General features: G+C 44.7%; 17 protein-coding genes and 1 pseudogene. 10 read left to right on the forward strand and 8 right to left on the reverse strand.

The features are described 5' to 3' along the window. Window position 1: 1 nt before the first annotated feature. The 3 genes from pstC to GZN30_RS19105 all read right to left on the reverse strand — a co-directional run bounded on the left by pstC (window position 2) and on the right by GZN30_RS19105 (window position 4,074). Entirely contained in the window at window positions 2–934 is a 933-nt protein-coding gene (gene pstC / locus GZN30_RS19095; protein WP_075649990.1) for a phosphate ABC transporter permease subunit PstC, read from the reverse strand. A 111-nt stretch (window positions 935–1,045) separates the two neighbouring features. Further along, a complete protein-coding gene (locus tag GZN30_RS19100; protein ID WP_075649989.1) occupies window positions 1,046–1,867 on the reverse strand; it encodes a phosphate ABC transporter substrate-binding protein in 822 nt (273 codons plus the stop codon). 335 nt (window positions 1,868–2,202) lie between these two features. Then, window positions 2,203–4,074 carry a fructose-specific PTS transporter subunit EIIC gene (locus tag GZN30_RS19105; RefSeq protein WP_075649988.1) on the reverse strand — a complete coding sequence of 624 codons (1,872 nt, stop codon included), beginning with the start codon at window positions 4,072–4,074 and terminating at the stop codon, window positions 2,203–2,205. A 202-nt stretch (window positions 4,075–4,276) separates the two neighbouring features. Here GZN30_RS19105 and GZN30_RS19110 point away from each other — a divergent pair, with 202 nt between their 5' ends. Continuing rightward, on the forward strand, window positions 4,277–4,576 hold the full coding sequence (locus GZN30_RS19110; protein ID WP_075649987.1) for a PTS fructose transporter subunit IIB: 300 nt from the start codon (window positions 4,277–4,279) through the stop codon (window positions 4,574–4,576). A 9-nt stretch (window positions 4,577–4,585) separates the two neighbouring features. Beyond that, window positions 4,586–5,362: a PTS sugar transporter subunit IIA gene (locus tag GZN30_RS19115; RefSeq protein ID WP_075649986.1), complete on the forward strand. Its 777-nt coding sequence runs from the start codon at window positions 4,586–4,588 to the stop codon at window positions 5,360–5,362. Window positions 5,363–5,404: 42 nt separating this feature from the next. Here GZN30_RS19115 and GZN30_RS19120 read toward each other — a convergent pair whose 3' ends face one another. Next, window positions 5,405–6,244, reverse strand: a complete 840-nt coding sequence (locus GZN30_RS19120) for an AraC family transcriptional regulator (RefSeq protein ID WP_075649985.1) — start codon at window positions 6,242–6,244, stop codon at window positions 5,405–5,407. Between the two features lie 374 nt (window positions 6,245–6,618). Between GZN30_RS19120 and GZN30_RS19125 the strand changes: the two genes are divergently transcribed. After that, the gene (locus GZN30_RS19125) at window positions 6,619–8,523 is read left to right on the forward strand and encodes a PTS fructose transporter subunit IIABC (protein WP_075649984.1); all 1,905 of its coding nucleotides are present in this window, start codon (window positions 6,619–6,621) and stop codon (window positions 8,521–8,523) included. Between the two features lie 80 nt (window positions 8,524–8,603). Beyond that, the gene (gene manA, locus GZN30_RS19130; protein WP_075649983.1) at window positions 8,604–9,800 is read left to right on the forward strand and encodes a mannose-6-phosphate isomerase, class I; all 1,197 of its coding nucleotides are present in this window, start codon (window positions 8,604–8,606) and stop codon (window positions 9,798–9,800) included. Between the two features lie 448 nt (window positions 9,801–10,248). On the opposite strand, the gene GZN30_RS19135 is transcribed toward manA, so the two are convergent. Further along, the gene (locus GZN30_RS19135) at window positions 10,249–11,211 is read right to left on the reverse strand and encodes a transposase (protein WP_232060540.1); all 963 of its coding nucleotides are present in this window, start codon (window positions 11,209–11,211) and stop codon (window positions 10,249–10,251) included. 321 nt (window positions 11,212–11,532) lie between these two features. On the opposite strand from GZN30_RS19135, the gene GZN30_RS19140 reads away from it, so the two are divergent. Continuing rightward, window positions 11,533–11,973, forward strand: coding sequence for a PTS sugar transporter subunit IIA (locus GZN30_RS19140; protein ID WP_075649982.1), 441 nt, complete (start codon window positions 11,533–11,535; stop codon window positions 11,971–11,973). Between the two features lie 11 nt (window positions 11,974–11,984). Beyond that, entirely contained in the window at window positions 11,985–13,391 is a 1,407-nt protein-coding gene (locus GZN30_RS19145) for a fructose-specific PTS transporter subunit EIIC (protein WP_075649981.1), read from the forward strand. Window positions 13,392–13,592: 201 nt separating this feature from the next. Here GZN30_RS19145 and GZN30_RS19150 read toward each other — a convergent pair whose 3' ends face one another. From GZN30_RS19150 to GZN30_RS19160, 3 genes are all read right to left on the reverse strand, one after another. Next, entirely contained in the window at window positions 13,593–13,826 is a 234-nt protein-coding gene (locus GZN30_RS19150; RefSeq protein ID WP_083627179.1) for a hypothetical protein, read from the reverse strand. Between the two features lie 193 nt (window positions 13,827–14,019). After that, a complete protein-coding gene (locus GZN30_RS19155; protein ID WP_075649980.1) occupies window positions 14,020–14,760 on the reverse strand; it encodes a sulfite exporter TauE/SafE family protein in 741 nt (246 codons plus the stop codon). 76 nt (window positions 14,761–14,836) lie between these two features. After that, the gene (locus tag GZN30_RS19160) at window positions 14,837–15,670 is read right to left on the reverse strand and encodes a DUF6279 family lipoprotein (RefSeq protein ID WP_075649979.1); all 834 of its coding nucleotides are present in this window, start codon (window positions 15,668–15,670) and stop codon (window positions 14,837–14,839) included. A 234-nt stretch (window positions 15,671–15,904) separates the two neighbouring features. On the opposite strand from GZN30_RS19160, the gene GZN30_RS19165 reads away from it, so the two are divergent. The 4 genes and pseudogenes from GZN30_RS19165 to GZN30_RS19180 form a co-directional block, all read left to right on the forward strand. Continuing rightward, a complete protein-coding gene (locus GZN30_RS19165; protein WP_075649978.1) occupies window positions 15,905–16,267 on the forward strand; it encodes a cystatin domain-containing protein in 363 nt (120 codons plus the stop codon). A 208-nt stretch (window positions 16,268–16,475) separates the two neighbouring features. Then, on the forward strand, window positions 16,476–16,853 hold the full coding sequence (locus GZN30_RS19170; RefSeq protein WP_075649977.1) for a hypothetical protein: 378 nt from the start codon (window positions 16,476–16,478) through the stop codon (window positions 16,851–16,853). 175 nt (window positions 16,854–17,028) lie between these two features. Beyond that, the gene (locus tag GZN30_RS19175) at window positions 17,029–18,360 is read left to right on the forward strand and encodes an IS4 family transposase (RefSeq protein ID WP_075649976.1); all 1,332 of its coding nucleotides are present in this window, start codon (window positions 17,029–17,031) and stop codon (window positions 18,358–18,360) included. Window positions 18,361–18,373: 13 nt separating this feature from the next. After that, window positions 18,374–18,805 (forward strand): annotated as a pseudogene (locus GZN30_RS19180) (SLC13 family permease); the annotation flags it as partial. Window positions 18,806–18,863: the final 58 nt, after the last annotated feature.

An 18,863-nucleotide genomic window follows, 5' to 3' on the forward strand; every position in this document is an offset into this window, starting at 1 on the left:
CTTATTTCGCTTTTTGGCGGTTTAGGTATAGTAGCGCGGCGTTCAGTCCCATGATAAACACCAGTAGAACCACGCCCGTTGCGTATAGTGCATTGGCGTGTACGCCACTTGCGTAAGACATCTCAATCGCAATGTTCGCGGTTAGTGTACGTGCTGAGTCTAAGATGCCCTGTGGCATCGCTGGCGCATTACCCATTACCATGATGATTGCCATGGTTTCACCCAAAGCACGACCGATACCCAAGATCACGCCAGTCATAATGCCCGAACGAGCGGCTGGAACGAGAAGTTTGAAGATGGTATAAATTTTTGATGCGCCTAATGCCAACGAACCTTCTTTGTACGTACGTGGAACTGCGCGAATTGACGTTTCTGATACAGTAATAACTGTTGGCAGAATCATCACACCCAACACGATGATACCCGCTAAGATGGTGTTACCCGCTGGTACATTAAAAATATCTTGGATAAGTGGAACGATGATTACCAAACCAAAGAAGCCATAAACCACAGAAGGAATACCCGCAAGCAGCTCAACTGCCGGACGAATAATGTCTGCAACGCGTTTAGGCGCGATTTCAGCAATAAAGATGGCTGTCAGTACACCCACTGGCACACCCACAACGACAGCACCAAAAGTTGACACCATAGAGGCGACAATCATGGTCGCAACACCGTATAAAGCTGGCGGTAACCAGTCTTGTCCAAATACGATGCCTGTTACACCTGCTTCTTGAAACGCAGGGATAGATTCTTTAACAATGAAATAGGCAATTACTGATAGAGATACAATCCCGATAACAGCACTGGTCAGAAATAAGCCATGGAAAATGCGCTCTTTCCAATCTACTCGCTTCTTGGCGCGTAGACCCGACTTAGCAATTTGAGTCGCTTCAGTGTTCATAAGCTTTTCACTATTTGTTGCGATGGTCATAAATAAATCTCACTAGACTGGCGTGATTAAGACAACCAGCTGTGAAAGAAAGAGCTCAGCCCAATGCGGGCTGAGCAAGGGTATTTCTATTAATTCAAATCTATCGCTAGATTAGTTAACTGAGATGTAGCCTTTTTGGTCTACTAGTGCTTGTGCATTGTCAGATACCATCCAATCTAGGAATTTCTGAGCTTCTGCTGAAGGCTTGCCTTCTTTGTATAGCACTAGGAAAGGACGCGCGACTTCGTAAGATTTGTTCTTAACGTTGTCTACTGTTGGCTCTGTACCGTTGATTGCTAGCGCATTGACTGAGCTATCCACTGTACCTAGCGAGATGTAGCCGATTGCGTATGGGTTAGATGCAACCATAGTCTTAAGTGCACCGTTGCCGTTTGCTACTTGAGCGCGTTGAGAGATTGCCGATACTTTTACATCACCAATCTTTTTCTTAAGCTTCATGATGTCTTCAAATGCACCGCGAGTACCAGAGGCGGTATCACGAGTGATTGCGACGATAGGCTTATCCGCACCACCAACCTGTTTCCAGTTTGTTACTTCACCTTTGTAGATTGCTGTTACTTGCTCAGCCGTTAGACCTTGAAGGTCGTTTTTAGGGTTAACAACAACTGCGATACCGTCTAGAGCCACTGTTAGTTCTTTCAGTGCTGGCTCTTTTTCAGAATCTTTTAGGTTACGTGAAGACATACCTAAGTCTGCACTACCATTTTTTGCTGCTTTCACGCCTGCCGATGAGCCCGGTCCTTGGACTTCAATGAATACGCTTGGATTTGTCTTCATGTATGTTTCAGAGAAAACTTCCATCAGCGGAGTCACACTGCTAGAACCTACTGCTGAGATAGTTTCTTTCGCTAGAGCTGGAGTTACTGTCAGAGTACCTAGTAGTGCGATTGCACCGATAACTGTCTTTTTCATCACAATTTCCTTTAATGGCTTTATTGCCGTTGTGTTTCATTCAACGGTTGTCACTTTAGAATCCGAATATGACAGTTGTGTTTCACTTAATTGAAGCCTATATGACATTTCATCGCGTATTGAACCAATTCGTACAAATAGCATTCAGCTTGGTTATTTTTCATTCTTATCCAAGATTACGGAGTAGATTATCTTGTTACTTCACTGGGATTTAGATGCTAAAAAGCCAGCCGACAATGCCGACTGGCTCAAGCCCAACAACGTTGGTTTGCAGGAGCATAATTGTCTGGGGGAAAGACAAATATACTTGGGGGAACTGTAATATAGCGTTCACGCTATCTTCGCGTAGATTGTAATAACCCTGCCGCGTTGATCATTGCATCTTTGGTACAGACATCGATGATCTTGATATTGCTAAACCGCTCAGGATCCTTAATTGCCACATCATGAGCAAAAATCACGCAACGTGCATTTCTAATGTCGGTACTAGTTATGCGGTTATTTATACCGTTGGCACCTTGGGTTTCGACCTTGATCTTGATACCCATGGTATGCGCCGCTTTCTCAAGCGACTTTGCCGCCAAGAAAGTATGTGCCACGCCTGAAGGGCAAGATGTTACTGCCAACACATCAGCCACACCTTCACCTTCCACCGATGAATAAGCTTGCCTTGTTGTCAGGCTTTCCTCATCTTCAGAGACGGTTTTCTTTAGCAGTATCGCTATCGTTGCTGTCGTTAATGCGCCCGCTAACGTACCAACAATGTAGCCCAGCTTGCCATCAACTACTGGCAGTACTATCCATCCGCCCCAGGGCGCGTGGTTAAGTACATGGAACATAAAGCCGACCACGTTACCGACAATACCACCCGCCACAATCGCCGGCAGTACTCGCGCCGGGTCAGCCGCAGCAAACGGAATCGCACCTTCACTAATGCCAATCATACCCATGATGCCCGCCGCCTTACCGGCTTCGCGTTCATCACGTTTAAATTTCTTTGGCGCTAATATTGTTGCCAAAGCCATACCCAATGGCGGGGTACAAATTGCAATGCCGACGCCGCCCATCAGCCAAGGCTGGGTATTAACTTGGGTTTGCGCAAACAAAGTCGCCACTTTATTAATCGGTCCGCCCATATCAAAAGCCGTCATCGCGCCAAGCACCGTGCCTAATAACACCTTACCTGAACCGGCTAGCCCAGCGAGCCAATCATTGAGCGATGCCATCGCACTGGCGATCGGCGCTCCAATAAGCCACATGACCGCGCCGCAAGTCACAAACGTGCCGATTAGCGGGTAAATGAAAATCGAACTCAGCGATGCCATGCTGTCGGGCAATTGAATTTTCTTTAACGCCGCAACGGTATAGCCCGCTATAAAACCGACAATAATAGCGCCTAAAAAACCGGTATTGTAATGACTCACCGCAATCCAAGAACCAATCATCCCCGGCGCTAAACCGGGCTTATCCGCAATCGAGTAAGCAATGTAGCCACCCAGTACCACGGTAAACAAGGTTAAGCCTGCGATACCCATCTGCGCCACATCCGCAAGGATGCCTTGCGTTGGCAATGCGCCGTGCCCTGACATCATCACTGATAAAGAGAGTAATACCCCACCCGCGACGATAAACGGGATCATATGGGAGGTACCAAACAGCAAGTGCTCTTTGCCACGCGCTAACTGCTGCTTCCAAACACTTGGCGGCTCGCTAATGGTTTCAAAACTGAGCGCCTCAATACTCTCTGATTGATTCGCTTCAATATCCGTGAGCAGCTCTAACGCTTGCTGTGATGATTCAGCAGCCTTTAACTTGGCGACAAAATCATCTTCAATTAACTTAGATGAGATCTGCGCCAGCACTTCAATATGGTGATGATCATCACCATTGGGCGATGCCAACATAAAGAACACATCGGATAGCTCGCCATCTTCTGCGCCGTAATCAATCCCAGCGCGACTGATGCCGATCACCACACCAGGTTTAAGCACCGCGTCACTTTTGGCATGCGGAATCGCAATGCCATCTTCAAATCCTGTATTACCAATTTGCTCACGCTTCCAAATATCACGTAAAAATTGGTCTTTATCAGAGAGCCTGCCGGTGCAGTCGAGAATATCGACCAACTCAGCCAGTACTTCCTCTTTGGTTTGCGCCTGAAGATCGAGGCAAATGGTATTTGTATCTAATAGCGTGGTGATGTCCATTTTGTCTTACCTAACCATTCATGCGCACCGATAGATTAACCAGAGCGATAGCGACACGATATAGTACGAATCAATCATTAACTGGAGTAATGTAACACAGCTTTTAAACTGTGATAGAGGTCTAACCTTTACTTGGCTTATATCAATGCTTTCTGTTACTGATGTGCTAGTATCCTGCAAAAATAAAAAGCCGAGAATTACCATGAAAATTGTAGCGGTGACAGCATGCCCTACCGGCATTGCACATACATATATGGCTGCTGATGCGCTAGTGAAAGCAGCACCAAAATTTAATGTTCAAATCAAAGTTGAAACTCAAGGTGCGATGGGTATTGAAAACCAACTCACCCCCCATGATATCGCCCATGCTGACAAAGTATTGATTGTCTCTGATATTGATATCGAGCAAGCTGCGCGCTTTGAAGGCACCAATAAGGTACATATCTCTATTGAGGAAGTCCTGCTCAATGTCGACAAGGTTTTTCAAGTACATTGCCGCTAAACTAGCCTAATGAACGAATATCAAATCACCTTTCTGGTCGATAGCCCAAGTGGCAGCGCCTACGTCGCGCAGCCACTCAATCGCTTAGCGAAAAAATTCAAATCGTCATTGCATATCATCAATATCACTCAAGACCGCTGCGCTGACCTGTGTAAGCCTTCAGCGATGTTGCGTGCCGGTTTGCAGCAAGGCGATTTATGCCAAATTACCGCCATAGGTATTGATGCCGAGCTTGCCTGCTTTGTACTGAAAGACATTATCGCTGAGCACTTTAGTTTGGTCGGCGCGCATATTAACTATCAGTTCTCAAGCCAACTTGCTGAGCGATTACCGCAAATCAGCCCGCCATGTGAGATAAAATGGCACTACGCCAAAGCGCAAACCGAGCTCACCAAATTCGAGTGTCTTAAAGGTTTAGCGCAGTTGATTTATCCCAAACACCCTGATGAACTGATCTTAGCGTTTGTTAAACGCGAAGAGCGCTCATCGACGTGTGTCACACCCGGTATTGCCCTTCCCCACGTGATGTTTGCGGATGTCAGCGAAATCTCGATTGCCGTCATCAGTAATGATCAGGCGATAGATTGGGCATCACAAATGGGCGAAGTGCATATTGCGATTGCTCTGGTCATGCCACAAGCCCCTTCTCGTGAGCAAATTGTTGCTGCCACCAACCTCACGCGCAATCTGCTTTCTGGTCAAATGGCAGAACGTTTGTTACTGACTCGTTCAAGTGTCGATTTGCAAGCACTGCTAATGTATGCCATGTCACGCCTACTGGCTTGACGCTATTGGTGGCATATACAAGCCCTAGCACCAGAACATTAATTAAATCGAGCCACGGTATTCTGACGGTGTCCGTCCGGTTTTGTTTTTAAATACGCGACAAAAGTAGTTAACATCTTTAAATCCACAACGCACCGCTACTTCATTAAGTTTGAAATTGTATTTCTTAAGCATGAATTTAGCGCGATCGACCCTTACCCACGTAATGTAATCCGCTAACGTCATGTGTCCTTGTTGGCGGAACAAACGCGATAAATGGTTAGCGGAAATACTAAAACGGTCAGCGATACTGTCGCGCGTAATTTGGCGATGAAAGTTCTCTTGGATATAAATGCAGATCCCTTGATAAAGATCTTGCACGCGATTGTGTGATTGCTCGACCGGTTGCTCAAGCATAATTTTGCTGTACTGCAGCAAGGCTTGCAGCAACAGCTCATCCATTGGCTTTTTATTGCTTTCTCGCGCAAGAGAACTCAATGCTTCAAGGATGTTGTCGATAGCAAAACCAGAACGAGTTTGAATACTGTGCTTTTGAATATCATAAAAGCCGGCTTCACCTTTGCGTTTACTGACAAAGCTCAACCCCAGTTGTCTGCGACCAAATAGCATGCTCAGCACGGAACAATCGCTATCCCAATTCGGCTTATTCCAACAGTTTGGTGGGATAAAAATTGCATCACCTGGCTTAGCCACGATTCTTTGCACTTTTCTTTCGTGATCTTCCATCTCATTGATGTATTCGCCATCCAGTACCAACTCTAAACGTGGAAAGTTAACCTGATAACTGCACTCTGGCGGTGTGTGAAAATCTCCAGCAAACCAAATGTTATGGAAAGGTTCGCGTTCACTTAAAACGGTTGAAATCAGGTCATGGAAAATCATCTTGGCACTCTCAAAATGCACCTATGGTGCTATAGACCTAGGTATAAACCCTACATTTAAAAATCGCTATAGCGTCAAATCACAACTCCAACTAGTGGTTACAATATTACAGCAAAAGCCTCTATTTTCCAGCCCAACACCCACCAGCCCAACTCATCACCCTGAATTTACGGAACCAACACCGAAATTACTTATTTTCCACCCAGCCTCAACCAGTTACATATTTCCAGATCACAGTTTGATTAGCGATCTAGTTCACACTCTGTTTTTAGTGATACAAAAATCCAGTCAATGCACTTTTTCTTCACTACCTAACTTTTATAAAACCTCACAAAATAACCTCAATAGATAACGATAAAAAATAGGGGTGTGAGATGATCACAAAACTTATTAATCAAGATTTGATTTCGCTTGATCTTAAAGCGACGACTAAAGAAGAGGTTTTCCTTGAGCTGATTGACGTATTACATGCTCAAGGTCGAATTTCAGATAAAGCACAATTTCTAGCTGACATTAAAGCACGTGAAGAACTGGGTAACACTGGTTTTGAAGAAGGCGTTGCATTGCCGCACGCAAAAAGCGCTGCGGTTATTGAGCCAGCGGTTGTGATTGGTGTGAGCCGCACGGGTATTGAATACGGTGCAGAAGACGGCTTGCCATCAAAACTATTTTTCATGATTGCCTCTCCAGATGGCGGCGATAATCACCACATCGAAGTGCTTGCAGAACTCTCTTCAAAACTGATTGAAGATGGTTTTATTGAGCGTTTCTTTGCAGCGCAGAACAATCAAGAAGCACTTGCACTACTACTTGAAAAGCCTGAAGAACAAGTGGCTGTCCAAGCTGAAGTAAGCAAAGGCTTTGTTATCGGTGTAACCGGTTGTCCTGCTGGTGTGGCGCACACTTACCTTGCCGCAGAAGCGTTAGAAAAAGGTGCAGCCGAGCTAGGTTACGAAATCAAAGTAGAAACCAACGGCTCTATCGGCGTTAAAAACAGCCCGACTGACGAAGAAATTGCTCGTGCAGACGCAATCATCGTGGCTTGTGACAAACAAGTCGACATGGCGCGCTTTGCTGGTAAACGCTTAGTTGAAACCAACGTTAAAGCGCCAATCCGCGATGCAAAAGGTCTGATTAACCAAGCGCTGAGTGCACCTGCTTACCAAGCATCGGCTTCTGCAAGCAAAGCGACAACCGCAGAGAAAGCGTCACAAACTCGCTCTGACCTATACCGCTACCTAATGAATGGCGTATCACACATGATCCCATTCGTAGTAACCGGTGGTCTATTGATCGCACTTTCACTGGCTATTGGTGGTAAACCAACCGAAGCGGGTATGGCAATTCCAGATGGCAGCATGTGGAACCAAATCCTAAACGTAGGTGTGGTTGCCTTTACGCTGATGATCCCAATTCTAGCAGGTTACATTGCTTACGCAATTGCTGACCGCCCAGCTCTTGCACCTGGTCTAATCGGTGGTTGGATTGCAAACAACGGTTCATTCTACGGTGCAGAAGCTGGTACTGGCTTTATCGGTGCTATCATTGCTGGTCTACTTGTTGGTTACTTCGTGAAGTTCATTACTTCAATCAACTACCACAAGTTTATCCAACCGCTTGTACCTATCATGATCGCGCCAATTACAGGTTCGCTATTTATCGCTGGTCTATTCATCTTTGTTATTGGCGCGCCAATCGCAAGCTTGATGGATGGTCTAACCGCAATGCTAACTAGCATGAGCACAGGTAACGTTGTTCTACTAGGTATTGTTCTAGGTGGCATGGCTGGCTTTGATATGGGTGGTCCATTCAACAAGGTAGCGTTCCTATTCTCTGTAGGTATGATTGCAAGTGGTCAAACACAGTTCATGGGCGCAATGGCGTGTGCTATCCCTGTAGCACCACTTGGTATGGCGCTAGCAACAGTGCTTGGTCGTAAACTTGATCTATTCGAAGCTTCTGAAATCGAAGCAGGTAAAGCATCAGGTGCAATGGGTCTAGTTGGTATCTCAGAAGGTGCTATCCCATTTGCGGCGCAAGACCCAATGTCAGTAATTCCTGCTAACGTGCTTGGTTCAATGGTTGCAGCAGTAATGGCATTCTCATTCGGCATCACCAACAGCGTAGCGCACGGTGGTCCAGTGGTTGCTCTTCTAGGCGCAATGAACCTGCCAATCCTAGCTCTAGTGTGCATGGCATCAGGCGCAGTAGTAACAGCACTGACCTGTGTAACACTTAAGAAAATCCGTAAGGCGAAACAAATTGCAGCTACTGCATAACTCGCTATAAACTCTCTAGGCCTAGGCAATTTTGCTTAGGCCTTGTTGCATTTCAAGCTTGCATATTTATGGTGACAATGATGTCTGATTTCCTACACTCTGTATTCTTCCCGATGACTAACGTCATCCAAAACTACGCATGGGGTAGCACTACCTCGGTAAACCAACTGTTTGGTATTGAAAACCCAAATGGCGAGCCACAAGCTGAAGTTTGGATGGGCGCGCACCCTAACGGCTGTTCTATGGTTGAAAGCCAAAGTACAACAACCAAACTTTCTGAGCTGATTGGCAGCGATATGAACGCTTTCCTAAGCGAAAAAGTTGCTAAGCGTTTTGGTGAACTGCCTTACCTGTTTAAGATCCTAGCGGCTGAAAAAGCACTTTCAATTCAAGTGCACCCAAATAAACAGCAAGCAGAAGCTGGTTTTGCTCGTGAAGAGCAACAAGGTATTGAGCTTTCTGCCGCTAACCGTAACTACAAAGATCCAAACCACAAACCTGAATTGGTTTATGCTCTGACCTCTTACCAAGCGATGAACGGCTTCCGCGCGACTGAAGAGATCATTGCGAACTTTACTCGTTTAGATATTGCAGAGCTCGCTACTCTGCTTGCAGGTCTAGTAGCAGACCAAACAGCGCAAGGTCTAAGTGACTTCTTCTCAGGCTTGCTTTCTCTGCAAGGTGAAGAGAAAGATAAAGCGCTGGCAGCATTACTTACTTATGCCAACAACTCTCAAGACCCATTATTGGCACTGATTGTTGAATTAGAGACACAATACCCTGGTGATATCGGTCTGTTTGTACCGCTAACGCTTAACATCATCACCCTTGAGCCGGGTCAAGCAATGTTCCTAGACGCGGAAACGCCACACGCATACATTAAAGGGACAGGTCTTGAAATCATGGCGAACTCAGACAACGTACTGCGTGCTGGTCTAACGCCAAAATACATGGACATTGAAGAGCTCGTCGCTTGCACTATTTTCGAAGAGAAGCCTTTCGACACACTGCTACTAGAGCCAAACGTGAATGACGAAGTGCTGGAGTACCCTATCCCAGTCGAAGACTTCAAGTTCGCGATTATTCCAAGCTCTACAGCGCGTACAATCGAGATCTACAGTGCTGAAATCCTTCTACCTCTAGATGGAACCATGACCCTAACCCACAGCAATGGTCAACATTGCGTGATTGAGAAAGGTCAATCTGTGTTTATTCCTGCTTACGCAGAGCACTACACCCTAGAGAGCCAAGGTCGCGTCGCACGCGCTTATAGCTAATCCTGACTCGCTTCCGGAGCCCTGCAAAAGCAGGGCTTTTTTGTAAGGACACACATCCTAAGATCATACCCTGTTGTTATATCGAACCAACGTATCTTATCTAGAATTTAAGGGCTTTTTATAAGAGGGCTTTTTATAAGGACACACACCTCAAGCTCATACCCTATTGGCATATCTAACCAACATATCTAACCAACATATCTAATCAGGACTATCTAATCAGGACAGACGTCATTATCTAACGAGGACAGGCACTATAAAATAGAAATACTATCGCGTTCAGAATTACACTGAACTATTGCTAATATTAAATCACTTGAACAAAAGGAACCGATTGAGATAACAACGAAGAAAAACTGAAGGGCTGATTTAGGTTTTGCACCATGCCGATACCATTAAGAATAGATTTGAAGTAACAGAAAATGGTTTAAAAGACGAATCGACTAACTTACCCATCCAAACGAAATAAATGCACCCGAGTTTTACTCAATGTCCGCCTGACAAGTTCTCGATGCTCTACTCCACCCACTACCATAGCGCGATGCCTTTCCAGTTCCGTACATGCTTTTGCCCAATTTTGTTGGTTTAGACCAAGCCGCTGCAATATGGGAGGAACTTGAGAGCTTAACGTAAATTTGCCTTCGCGGTATTGCCGAGCTGTCCAATCTACAAGCTCGATATAATCTAACAGTCTAAACGTAATACCATCAAGCTCTGCACCATCACGATTCCCGACAAAAGGATGGAGGCAAGGTGTTGTTTCTTGCTGATTTTTCAATGAATCCAACCGGGCTTGAATTGAAGTAAAATCTGACGTTTCTGGCTTACTCGCGATACCCGCTCTTAAAGGGTTGAGATCAACATACGCCATAGCAGCAAGCAGCGCTTTTTCGTCTAGTAATGCCTGACTCTTAAATCGACTCTCCCAAAAATGCCCACGGCACTCATCTTCCTGGTTCGCTTTGCAGGCTATTTCAAAGTTCAGCTCTTTCATAAACCAACTGAGACTCCATAGACGAGTTCGCCACGAATCGATAATCAGTAAGCACGCATCGATTTCAGCCTCACTTTTTAATTGATCAGACAGCCAACGTTCAACCAGATGTGGCAGCTTATGCTCTTGTTGCCATCGTTCGACCACCTCCCTATTGGATAAACAGAGCGCTTTATCTCGGTTAATGTGTACAACTAAATGATAGTGGTTACTCATTATCGCGTAAGCGCAAATATCAATGCAGTAGACATGAGAAAGCGCGTAGATTTTCTGCTTAATCCACTCTCTGCGGTGCTCGTAGCTTTGTTCTGTAACAGGGTCGACTCCGCATAGATAACTTCGCCTAACACACCGTGATACACAATGATAGTAAGGCGTCGCTTCCACCGATACTTGCTGTTTTCGAGCCGTCGTCATGCTGGTATCCAAATCAAGATGAGTATTCATAGGCTAAAAACTATCAGTCAAAGCGACAAGAATAGATCGCGTAATCTATCGCGGTGTTAACAGTAATTCATACTTTGTTTACTTTACGGTGTGTGTCCTTTTATAAAAAGAAGACAGATTCAGGATGTTCAGCCCGCCTTAGGGTGTGTGTCCCTATAAGGAAAATAATGACCGTTATCACACTCAGATTTGCTTGATACAAAAGTATAGTGATTGGATTTTTTTTGCTATTTCGCTGAATAAGCAATTGATTTAATTTTAGCTCATAGCATGAACACCCAGAGTTAAAAAATGATTACTACACTAACAAACGTCAATTTAATTAAACACCAACTTCAAGCGAACAATAAAAAAGAAGTTTTTGAAGAACTGGCTCAAGCGTTATTTGAAAATAACCGTATTAATAGCAAAGAAGCATTTCTAGCTGATATCGAAGCACGTGAAGCGGTAAGTGTTACTTCAACTGAAGGCATTGCTTACCCACACGCAAAGAGCAAAGCAGTTATCGAGCCTGCAATTGCTGTTGGCGTAAAACGTGAAGGTATCGAGTACGGTGACGAAGATGGTATCAAACCAACCGTATTCTTTATGATTGCATCACCAGATAACGGTGCTGATCATCATATTTATGTACTACAAGAACTATTCGGAAAATTCAGCGATGAATTTATCGAAGAAATTAACAACGCACAAAACCAAGAACAAATTCTAAATATTTTAATCAATTCATAGGTGGAATAATTATGAGTACCCTAACAGCTCAAGCTACCAATAATAATAGTGATCTCAAAAAGACACTTAGCACTTTAAAGGGGCACCTACTTTTTGGTACCTCTCATATGTTACCTTTTATCGTTGCTGGTGGTGTTTTACTTGCTCTTGCGGTAATGGCGTCAGGTAAAGGTGCCGTTCCTGCAGACGGTCTACTAGCAGATATCTCTAACATCGGTATTAAAGGTCTAGTTCTATTCCCAATCATCCTAGGTGGTTTCATCGGTTACTCAATCGCCGACAAACCTGCACTTGCTCCAGCAATGATCTCTTCAGGCATCATGGCTGACATGGGCGGCGGTTTCCTAGGCTGTATCGTAGCGGGTTTCATCGCGGGTGGCGTGGTTTTCCAACTTAAGAAAATCCCTCTATCACCAAACATGACGGCACTAGGCGCATACTTCATTTATCCTCTAATCGGTACACTAGTTTCTGCGGGTATCGTTCTATGGGGTATCGGTGAGCCAATCAAACTGTTCATGACTTCTATGAACGAGTTCCTAGCTTCAATGGCTGGCGCATCTAAAGTGGTTCTAGGTACTATCCTAGGTGGTATGACAGCATTCGACATGGGTGGTCCAATCAACAAAGTAGCAACGCTATTTGCTCAAACTCAAGTTGATACTCAACCATGGCTAATGGGTGGTGTTGGTATCGCTATCTGTACACCACCTCTAGGTATGGCTCTAGCGACTTTCCTATTCAAGAAGAAATTCACTAAAGAAGAGCAAGAAGCCGGTAAAGCAGCAGCAATCATGGGTTCAATCGGTATCTCTGAAGGTGCTATCCCATTCGCAGCAAACGACCCAATGCGTGTTCTTCCTTCAATCGTAGCGGGTGGTATCGTAGGTTGTGTATTCGGTTTCCTAACTGACATCCTATTGCACGCACCATGGGGCGGTCTAATCACGGCACCTGTTTCAAGCAACATCCCAATGTACGTAGTCGGTATCGCACTAGGCTCTCTAACTACCGCTCTTATCGTTGGTTTCTGGAAGCCAGTAGCAGAAGAGCAAGCTGAAGAAGAAACTGAAGTAGCAGCACCAGTTCAAGCAGCGGCAGCAACGCCTGTAGCAGGCGAAGGCGAGTACGACGTAGTAGCAGTTACATGTTGCCCATCAGGCGTAGCACATACTTTCATGGCGGCGAAAGCGCTAGAAAAAGCAGGTGCAGCAGCAGGCATCAAGATTAAAGTTGAGACTCAAGGTCAAAACGGCATCCAAAACCGCATTACTGACCTAGACGTAGCAAACGCGAAGCTAGTTATCCTTGCTCACGATATTCAAGTAAAAGATGCACACCGCTTCGCTAACTCTAAAGTGATTGAGTGTTCAACCAAAGAAGCAATGAAACAAGCAGCAACTTTGATTCAATCATAAATTTTCATCTCTAGCTCCTAACGGTTAGATTGAAAAACAGAGCCGATACCTAGGTATCGGCTCTTCTCGTTTATTGCTACCATTCACCACTCTAAGTTCTCAATTCTCAGCTCTTCAAACTCCAAGCCAACAAAAAAGCACCGTACAACTAACGTTATTACGATGCTTTATCCGTTACCTGCTCGATTTATTAAGTAAACTCTACTCATCAACATGAATGGTCACTTTACCGCTGTGTGCTTTAACCAAAGCATGCGCGTGGCTAAAGTCCACCACCCGATCCTTAATATAAATATAGGCTGCGCAGATTAGAGCTAAAACAGTAAAGGTGAATAGAGCGTGCATGTTCAAAAACCATGCAAATAGAGCAGTAAGAAACGCGAGGAAAGTAACCATACGGCTACTTGTCATAACTTGACCTAACTTTTTATTCATAACCCCTCCTTAACACAGAAAAGCACGAACAAAACTTAATCAGTTTGGTTTGTGGCTCACTAAGTGCAACAACTTGTGAACACAACTATTATCGCTTGATTTTTACACAAGAAACCGTCCTAAGATCTCAATTAGAACAAAATACGATAACAATAATTTAAACTGCGACAGAGAACAAAATGAATTTTGGTTGTTACGCGTAAACGTCAACAAAGAAATACAACGTCATCCCAACACTCGATAGCGTAACAAAATTACGCACATAACTCGGATTAATTTGCCGCGAGACACGTGCAGCGATATAGCCACCAATCACACTGCCAACGAGAACAGCCAAACCGGGCAACCACTCAATCACGCCCTGCCAGAAAAATATCACAATCGCACTCAAGGAGACGCAACTAGAAACGAGTAGTTTTAAGCCGTTCATTTGGTTGATATCGGTGTACTTTGCCACCACGAGATAACTCAGCACCACAATACCTAAACACGCATTGAAAAAGCCACCGTATGCGCTGACGAGCACCAACATGAGTGCCAATAGGATACGAGCCCCTTGGTACTGAGCAAGATGCTGACTGAGCTTATCACCGGCAACAAACAAAAAAGTGGCAAAAAGAAGCAGCCAAGGAATAGCTTGTGCAAACAGTTGGTCGGATATATTAAGCAGGAGAATGGCGCCTAACGCTCCACCAAGCAAGCTCAACAACACAATCGGTAAAACAACTTCCGGTTGCTTGGCAATATCATGGCGGAAACCATAAGCACCACTGATATAGCCAGCACTCACGGCAAAGGTATTGGTTGCGTTAGCCATAATGGGAGGAATACCCACAAACATCAGTGCAGGAAAGGTGATAAAGCTGCCACCACCAGCAACGCTATTCAAAATACCCCCAAACACCCCCGCGACAACCAACACCCACCAATCCATGTATACCTCATTACTCCGTTTGTCTTGCCCTATTGTATCGAAATGAACTCAAGGCGATATTCAACTTTAGCCAAACTTATAGCGTTAAATCCATAGCTATCTCTCGCCAGTCTTCTAATTCACTTTTGACATTGCGGGTTTGCTTTGGCGTCATAAGGTTAATAATTTGCACAAAGTATCGCTGACCCGTTTGGGTGTTTAAGTCAATCCGCGCCGCTAATTGAGGCGGATAATACTGTTGAGGACGAAAGATAAGCTCGCGTATCAAGGCTTGGAGTTGGTCAGGATTACGACGCTCAGCAAACATTTTACTCAGCTCAACTCTAATCTGGGTTTGATACTCTACCCAAAACGGCGTGGTCACCAACCACTGCTGAGACCACGCTTCGACCAACACCTGCTGCTCTTGGGTCAAATCCCCCAGCCAATTCTGCAAGTTTTCTTCCACACGCTGGCGATAGAGTTTACGCAACTCTTGTTCCGAATTAGATTGGTATTTTTTCTTGTATTTAACATGGCGAACACGGATTTCATCCATCAATTGATCGACTTGTTCATCACTCATGTCAGAAACAATTTGGGTAATGGCAGGCAAAAAATGTTCTGCCAAGCGCAGCGAGTGCTGACGAAAGGTCTCTTGCTGCTCTACTAAATCTGCAACCGTTAACTGAGAAGGATTGATCTGAAGCAGCTGATCAAGATGATTAATGTAAATCGGTATTTCTTGAGAACGATGCCACGGTGTCGCCGCTTGAATTGACTGTCTAAGCATCGTTTGCTGGCTATTGTCGAGATCAACAAAATCCTCAACGTATTGGATCGCAAACCAATCTAAATTGTCGTAAACCAATTTAGTGCCGCATCCAACTAATCCCAGTGAACACAGCAATATCAACAACCAGCGCCTCATAACAATCCCTATCCTTGTCCAACATCTGTTGTACGCGCTTCCTACGCGGTTAGTACAGTCAGCTAAAGTTTAATACATTCAAGCCACGCATCATCACCCTAAGTGTAATCGTGTGAATTTTAACGCTGGGATGACGTAAACCGATAAAATAACTTTGACAATAAACGCAACTGAGCTCACATTGACAACAAAACAAAAAATCACTTGAGCTGTCAACTCAAGTAAGGAGAAAACATGAGTCGTACCTTTATCGTTAGCGCGCTTGCTCTTGCGGCACTGAGCGGTTGTAGCTACCACGCAGAACCAGAAAAACCAGTATCACCTATGTGCCAGACAGCAAATATGCCAGGTGGTTGGCAAGATGCTGAAATTACCCCAGAAGTGCAGCAAGCCATCAACACCTTGATGGATCGCATGAATAACGCTTCACCTCTCGAAGAAGTCACTCGCGTTCGTACTCAAGTCGTGAACGGCATTAATTACGCTATCGAGGTAAAACTGGAAAATGATCAATACTGGCATGGTGTCGTCTACCGCAACATCCGTGGCGACTATCTAATTGACAGCGTCGCTCAGCAAGGCAAACTTTGCCCATAGCCTGCCCACATTGAAAGAGCACGTAAGCGCTTAGTGTTAAACTCAACTACCACTAAGCGCTCCAATCCCTTCTCATTTCCTACTGTTCCCATCACGATAGATTGAAGATATTTCAGGACATTTTTTGACAATAGTCACAGTAGCGCTCACATTAAATCTATGCAAAACGTAATTTTTGCCTAATTTATCGCTCGCGAGGGAAGCATCTATGAATAAAATTTTACTGGCAGTTGGTCTGACACTCTTTACTATTCATGGCTACGCAGCCAATCACGACGCTGAGGAATCTAGCACAGCAAAGCCCATGATGAGCGACTGCAGTGCGGATAAAAAGTATTCGACCTGGCAAGAAGCAAAATTAACCGCAGATGTGCATCAAGCGTTCAACCGATTTACCCAAAATATCGAATCCGATTCACCTGTTAAGCAGGTGCTACAAATTCGAACATTGAACATGGATGGTCGTTACTTTGCTTTTGAAGTTGAGTTGAAAAACGGAGAAGTATGGCATGGCAAAATCCACCATAACCCCCGCGGCGACTACTTGGTAAGTGGAATACCACACGAAGGTAAACTGTGTCCTTAGCCGTAAACGTACGCTCAAGCAGGCACTCACACAGTTGGCGATAATGACTACCCTGTAAACAAAAAAGCGCTGAATCATCAGTAATGCCGATCAGTTAAGAAATTTGTGAGATCATTTGACCGATCCTCAAAAGGCTTCAAAATCCGATATTAGGAAACTAATATCGGATTTTTTTATGTCTTTAGAAAGCCAACTTGCCAATACTTTTCGGTCATGTAATACCTTCCACCACTTTGATAAATACTCTGACATTCTTAGTCCAGAGCTTATCCAGCAAGGTTTTGAGCAAGCTGGTGTAGCAACCGTTAGAAGAAGACGGTTACCTTTAGAAGCCGTACTTTGGTCCGTTGTTGGAATGAGTCTCTTTCGTCAACAATCTGTTTGGGATATTGCTAACCAACTCGATATTGTCTTGCCAGACAAACAACGTTTTGTTGCACCAAGTGCAGTTGTTCAAGCGAGACAGAGATTAGGCGAAGAAGGTGTAAAGCAAGTCTTTAAGAAGATGGCTGCGCATAGCTATCAGTCGTCTAACTTCGAAACTTGGTGTGGACTAAACCTTCTATCTGTCGATGGTGTCGTTTGGAGAACGACAGATACACCCGAAAATCATCAAGAGTTTAAAGCGCAGCGCAATCAATCATCTGAGAATATTTACCCTAAGGTCCGCATGGTTTGCTTGATGGAGCTTACAAGTCATCAGCTAATCGATAGTGCATTCTCTGACTATCGCACCAGCGAAATGCGGCTCGCAGAAGAGCTTATTGAACAAACGCCAGATCAATCACTGACCATTTTTGACAAAGGATATTACTCTTTAGGGCTGCTTAATCGCTGGAACAAAGTAGGTCAAGAAAGGCATTGGATGCTCCCTGTGAGAAAAGACTTTCAGTATGAAGTTGTCCATAAATACAGTCAGAGTGATGCTATCGTTGCTATAAAAACATCACCTCAGGCAAGGAAGAAGTTCAGTGACCTGCCTGAGATAATAGAAGCAAGGTTGGTATCGAAAGCCATTAAAGGTAAGGAGTATCAGGTTCTTACCTCAATGCGTGATGGGTTGCGCTTTCCCGGAGAAGACATTGTAGAGCTCTATCGCTATCGTTGGGAAATCGAATTAGGCTATAGAGAAATGAAGCAAACCTTGCTTGATAGTGAGTATACATTGCGAAGTAAGCGCCCAGATATGGTTAGACAGGAGCTCTGGGGGATTTTGCTAGCCTATAACCTTATAAGGCAGGTTATGACAAAAGCGGCGAGCAAGTTAGATAGCGTTTGGCCGAACCAATTAAGCTTTACGAGTAGTGCCATGGCTGTGACTCAATACTTTGCAGCTTTACCTTTAACGAGTCCAGGGAAACTCCCTAAACACTATGAAGTGCTACTACAGCAAATATCCATGTTTATCCTACCCCCCCGAAGAGAAGATAGAAGTTATCCTCGTTGGGTGAAACTGAAACCCAAGAAATATGCGACAAATAGAAAAAATGCCAGTCAGCTTAACTGACTGGCATTACACCGACTGGGGCGTTTTGTTGCTGTTTGGTGGTGGTATCTGCTTAAGCAATATTTTAAAAACTACCGAGACCAGCGCGTTTCTAGCGACAGCATTGAGTCAAATTGTTGCCGATTTAGGCATCGTATTGGTGGTGATGTTGGTGACCGCATTCGTCGTGTTTCTCACTGAGTTTGTGAGTAATACCGCACTGTCAGCGCTATTCATCCCACTGTTTGCAAGTGTCGCAGAAGCATTCGGTATGTCGCCGATTATGCTGTCCGTGTTAATTGCGCTTGCGGCGTCTTGCGCCTTTATGATGCCGGTCGCGACACCGCCGAATGCCATCGTGTTTGGCACAGGTAAGATCAAGCAAAATGAAATGATGCGAGTCGGCTTTATTCTCAACGTGGTTTGTATCGCGATACTAACGGCAATTGCCATCCTAATTTGGTAGTGTTGTGAAACTTTAAACGCCAATAATGACAAAGCTCCCACTCAGGGAGCTTTGTTAT

It is taken from the genome of Vibrio ponticus (assembly GCF_009938225.1).
Classification (GTDB): Bacteria; Pseudomonadota; Gammaproteobacteria; order Enterobacterales; family Vibrionaceae; genus Vibrio; species Vibrio ponticus.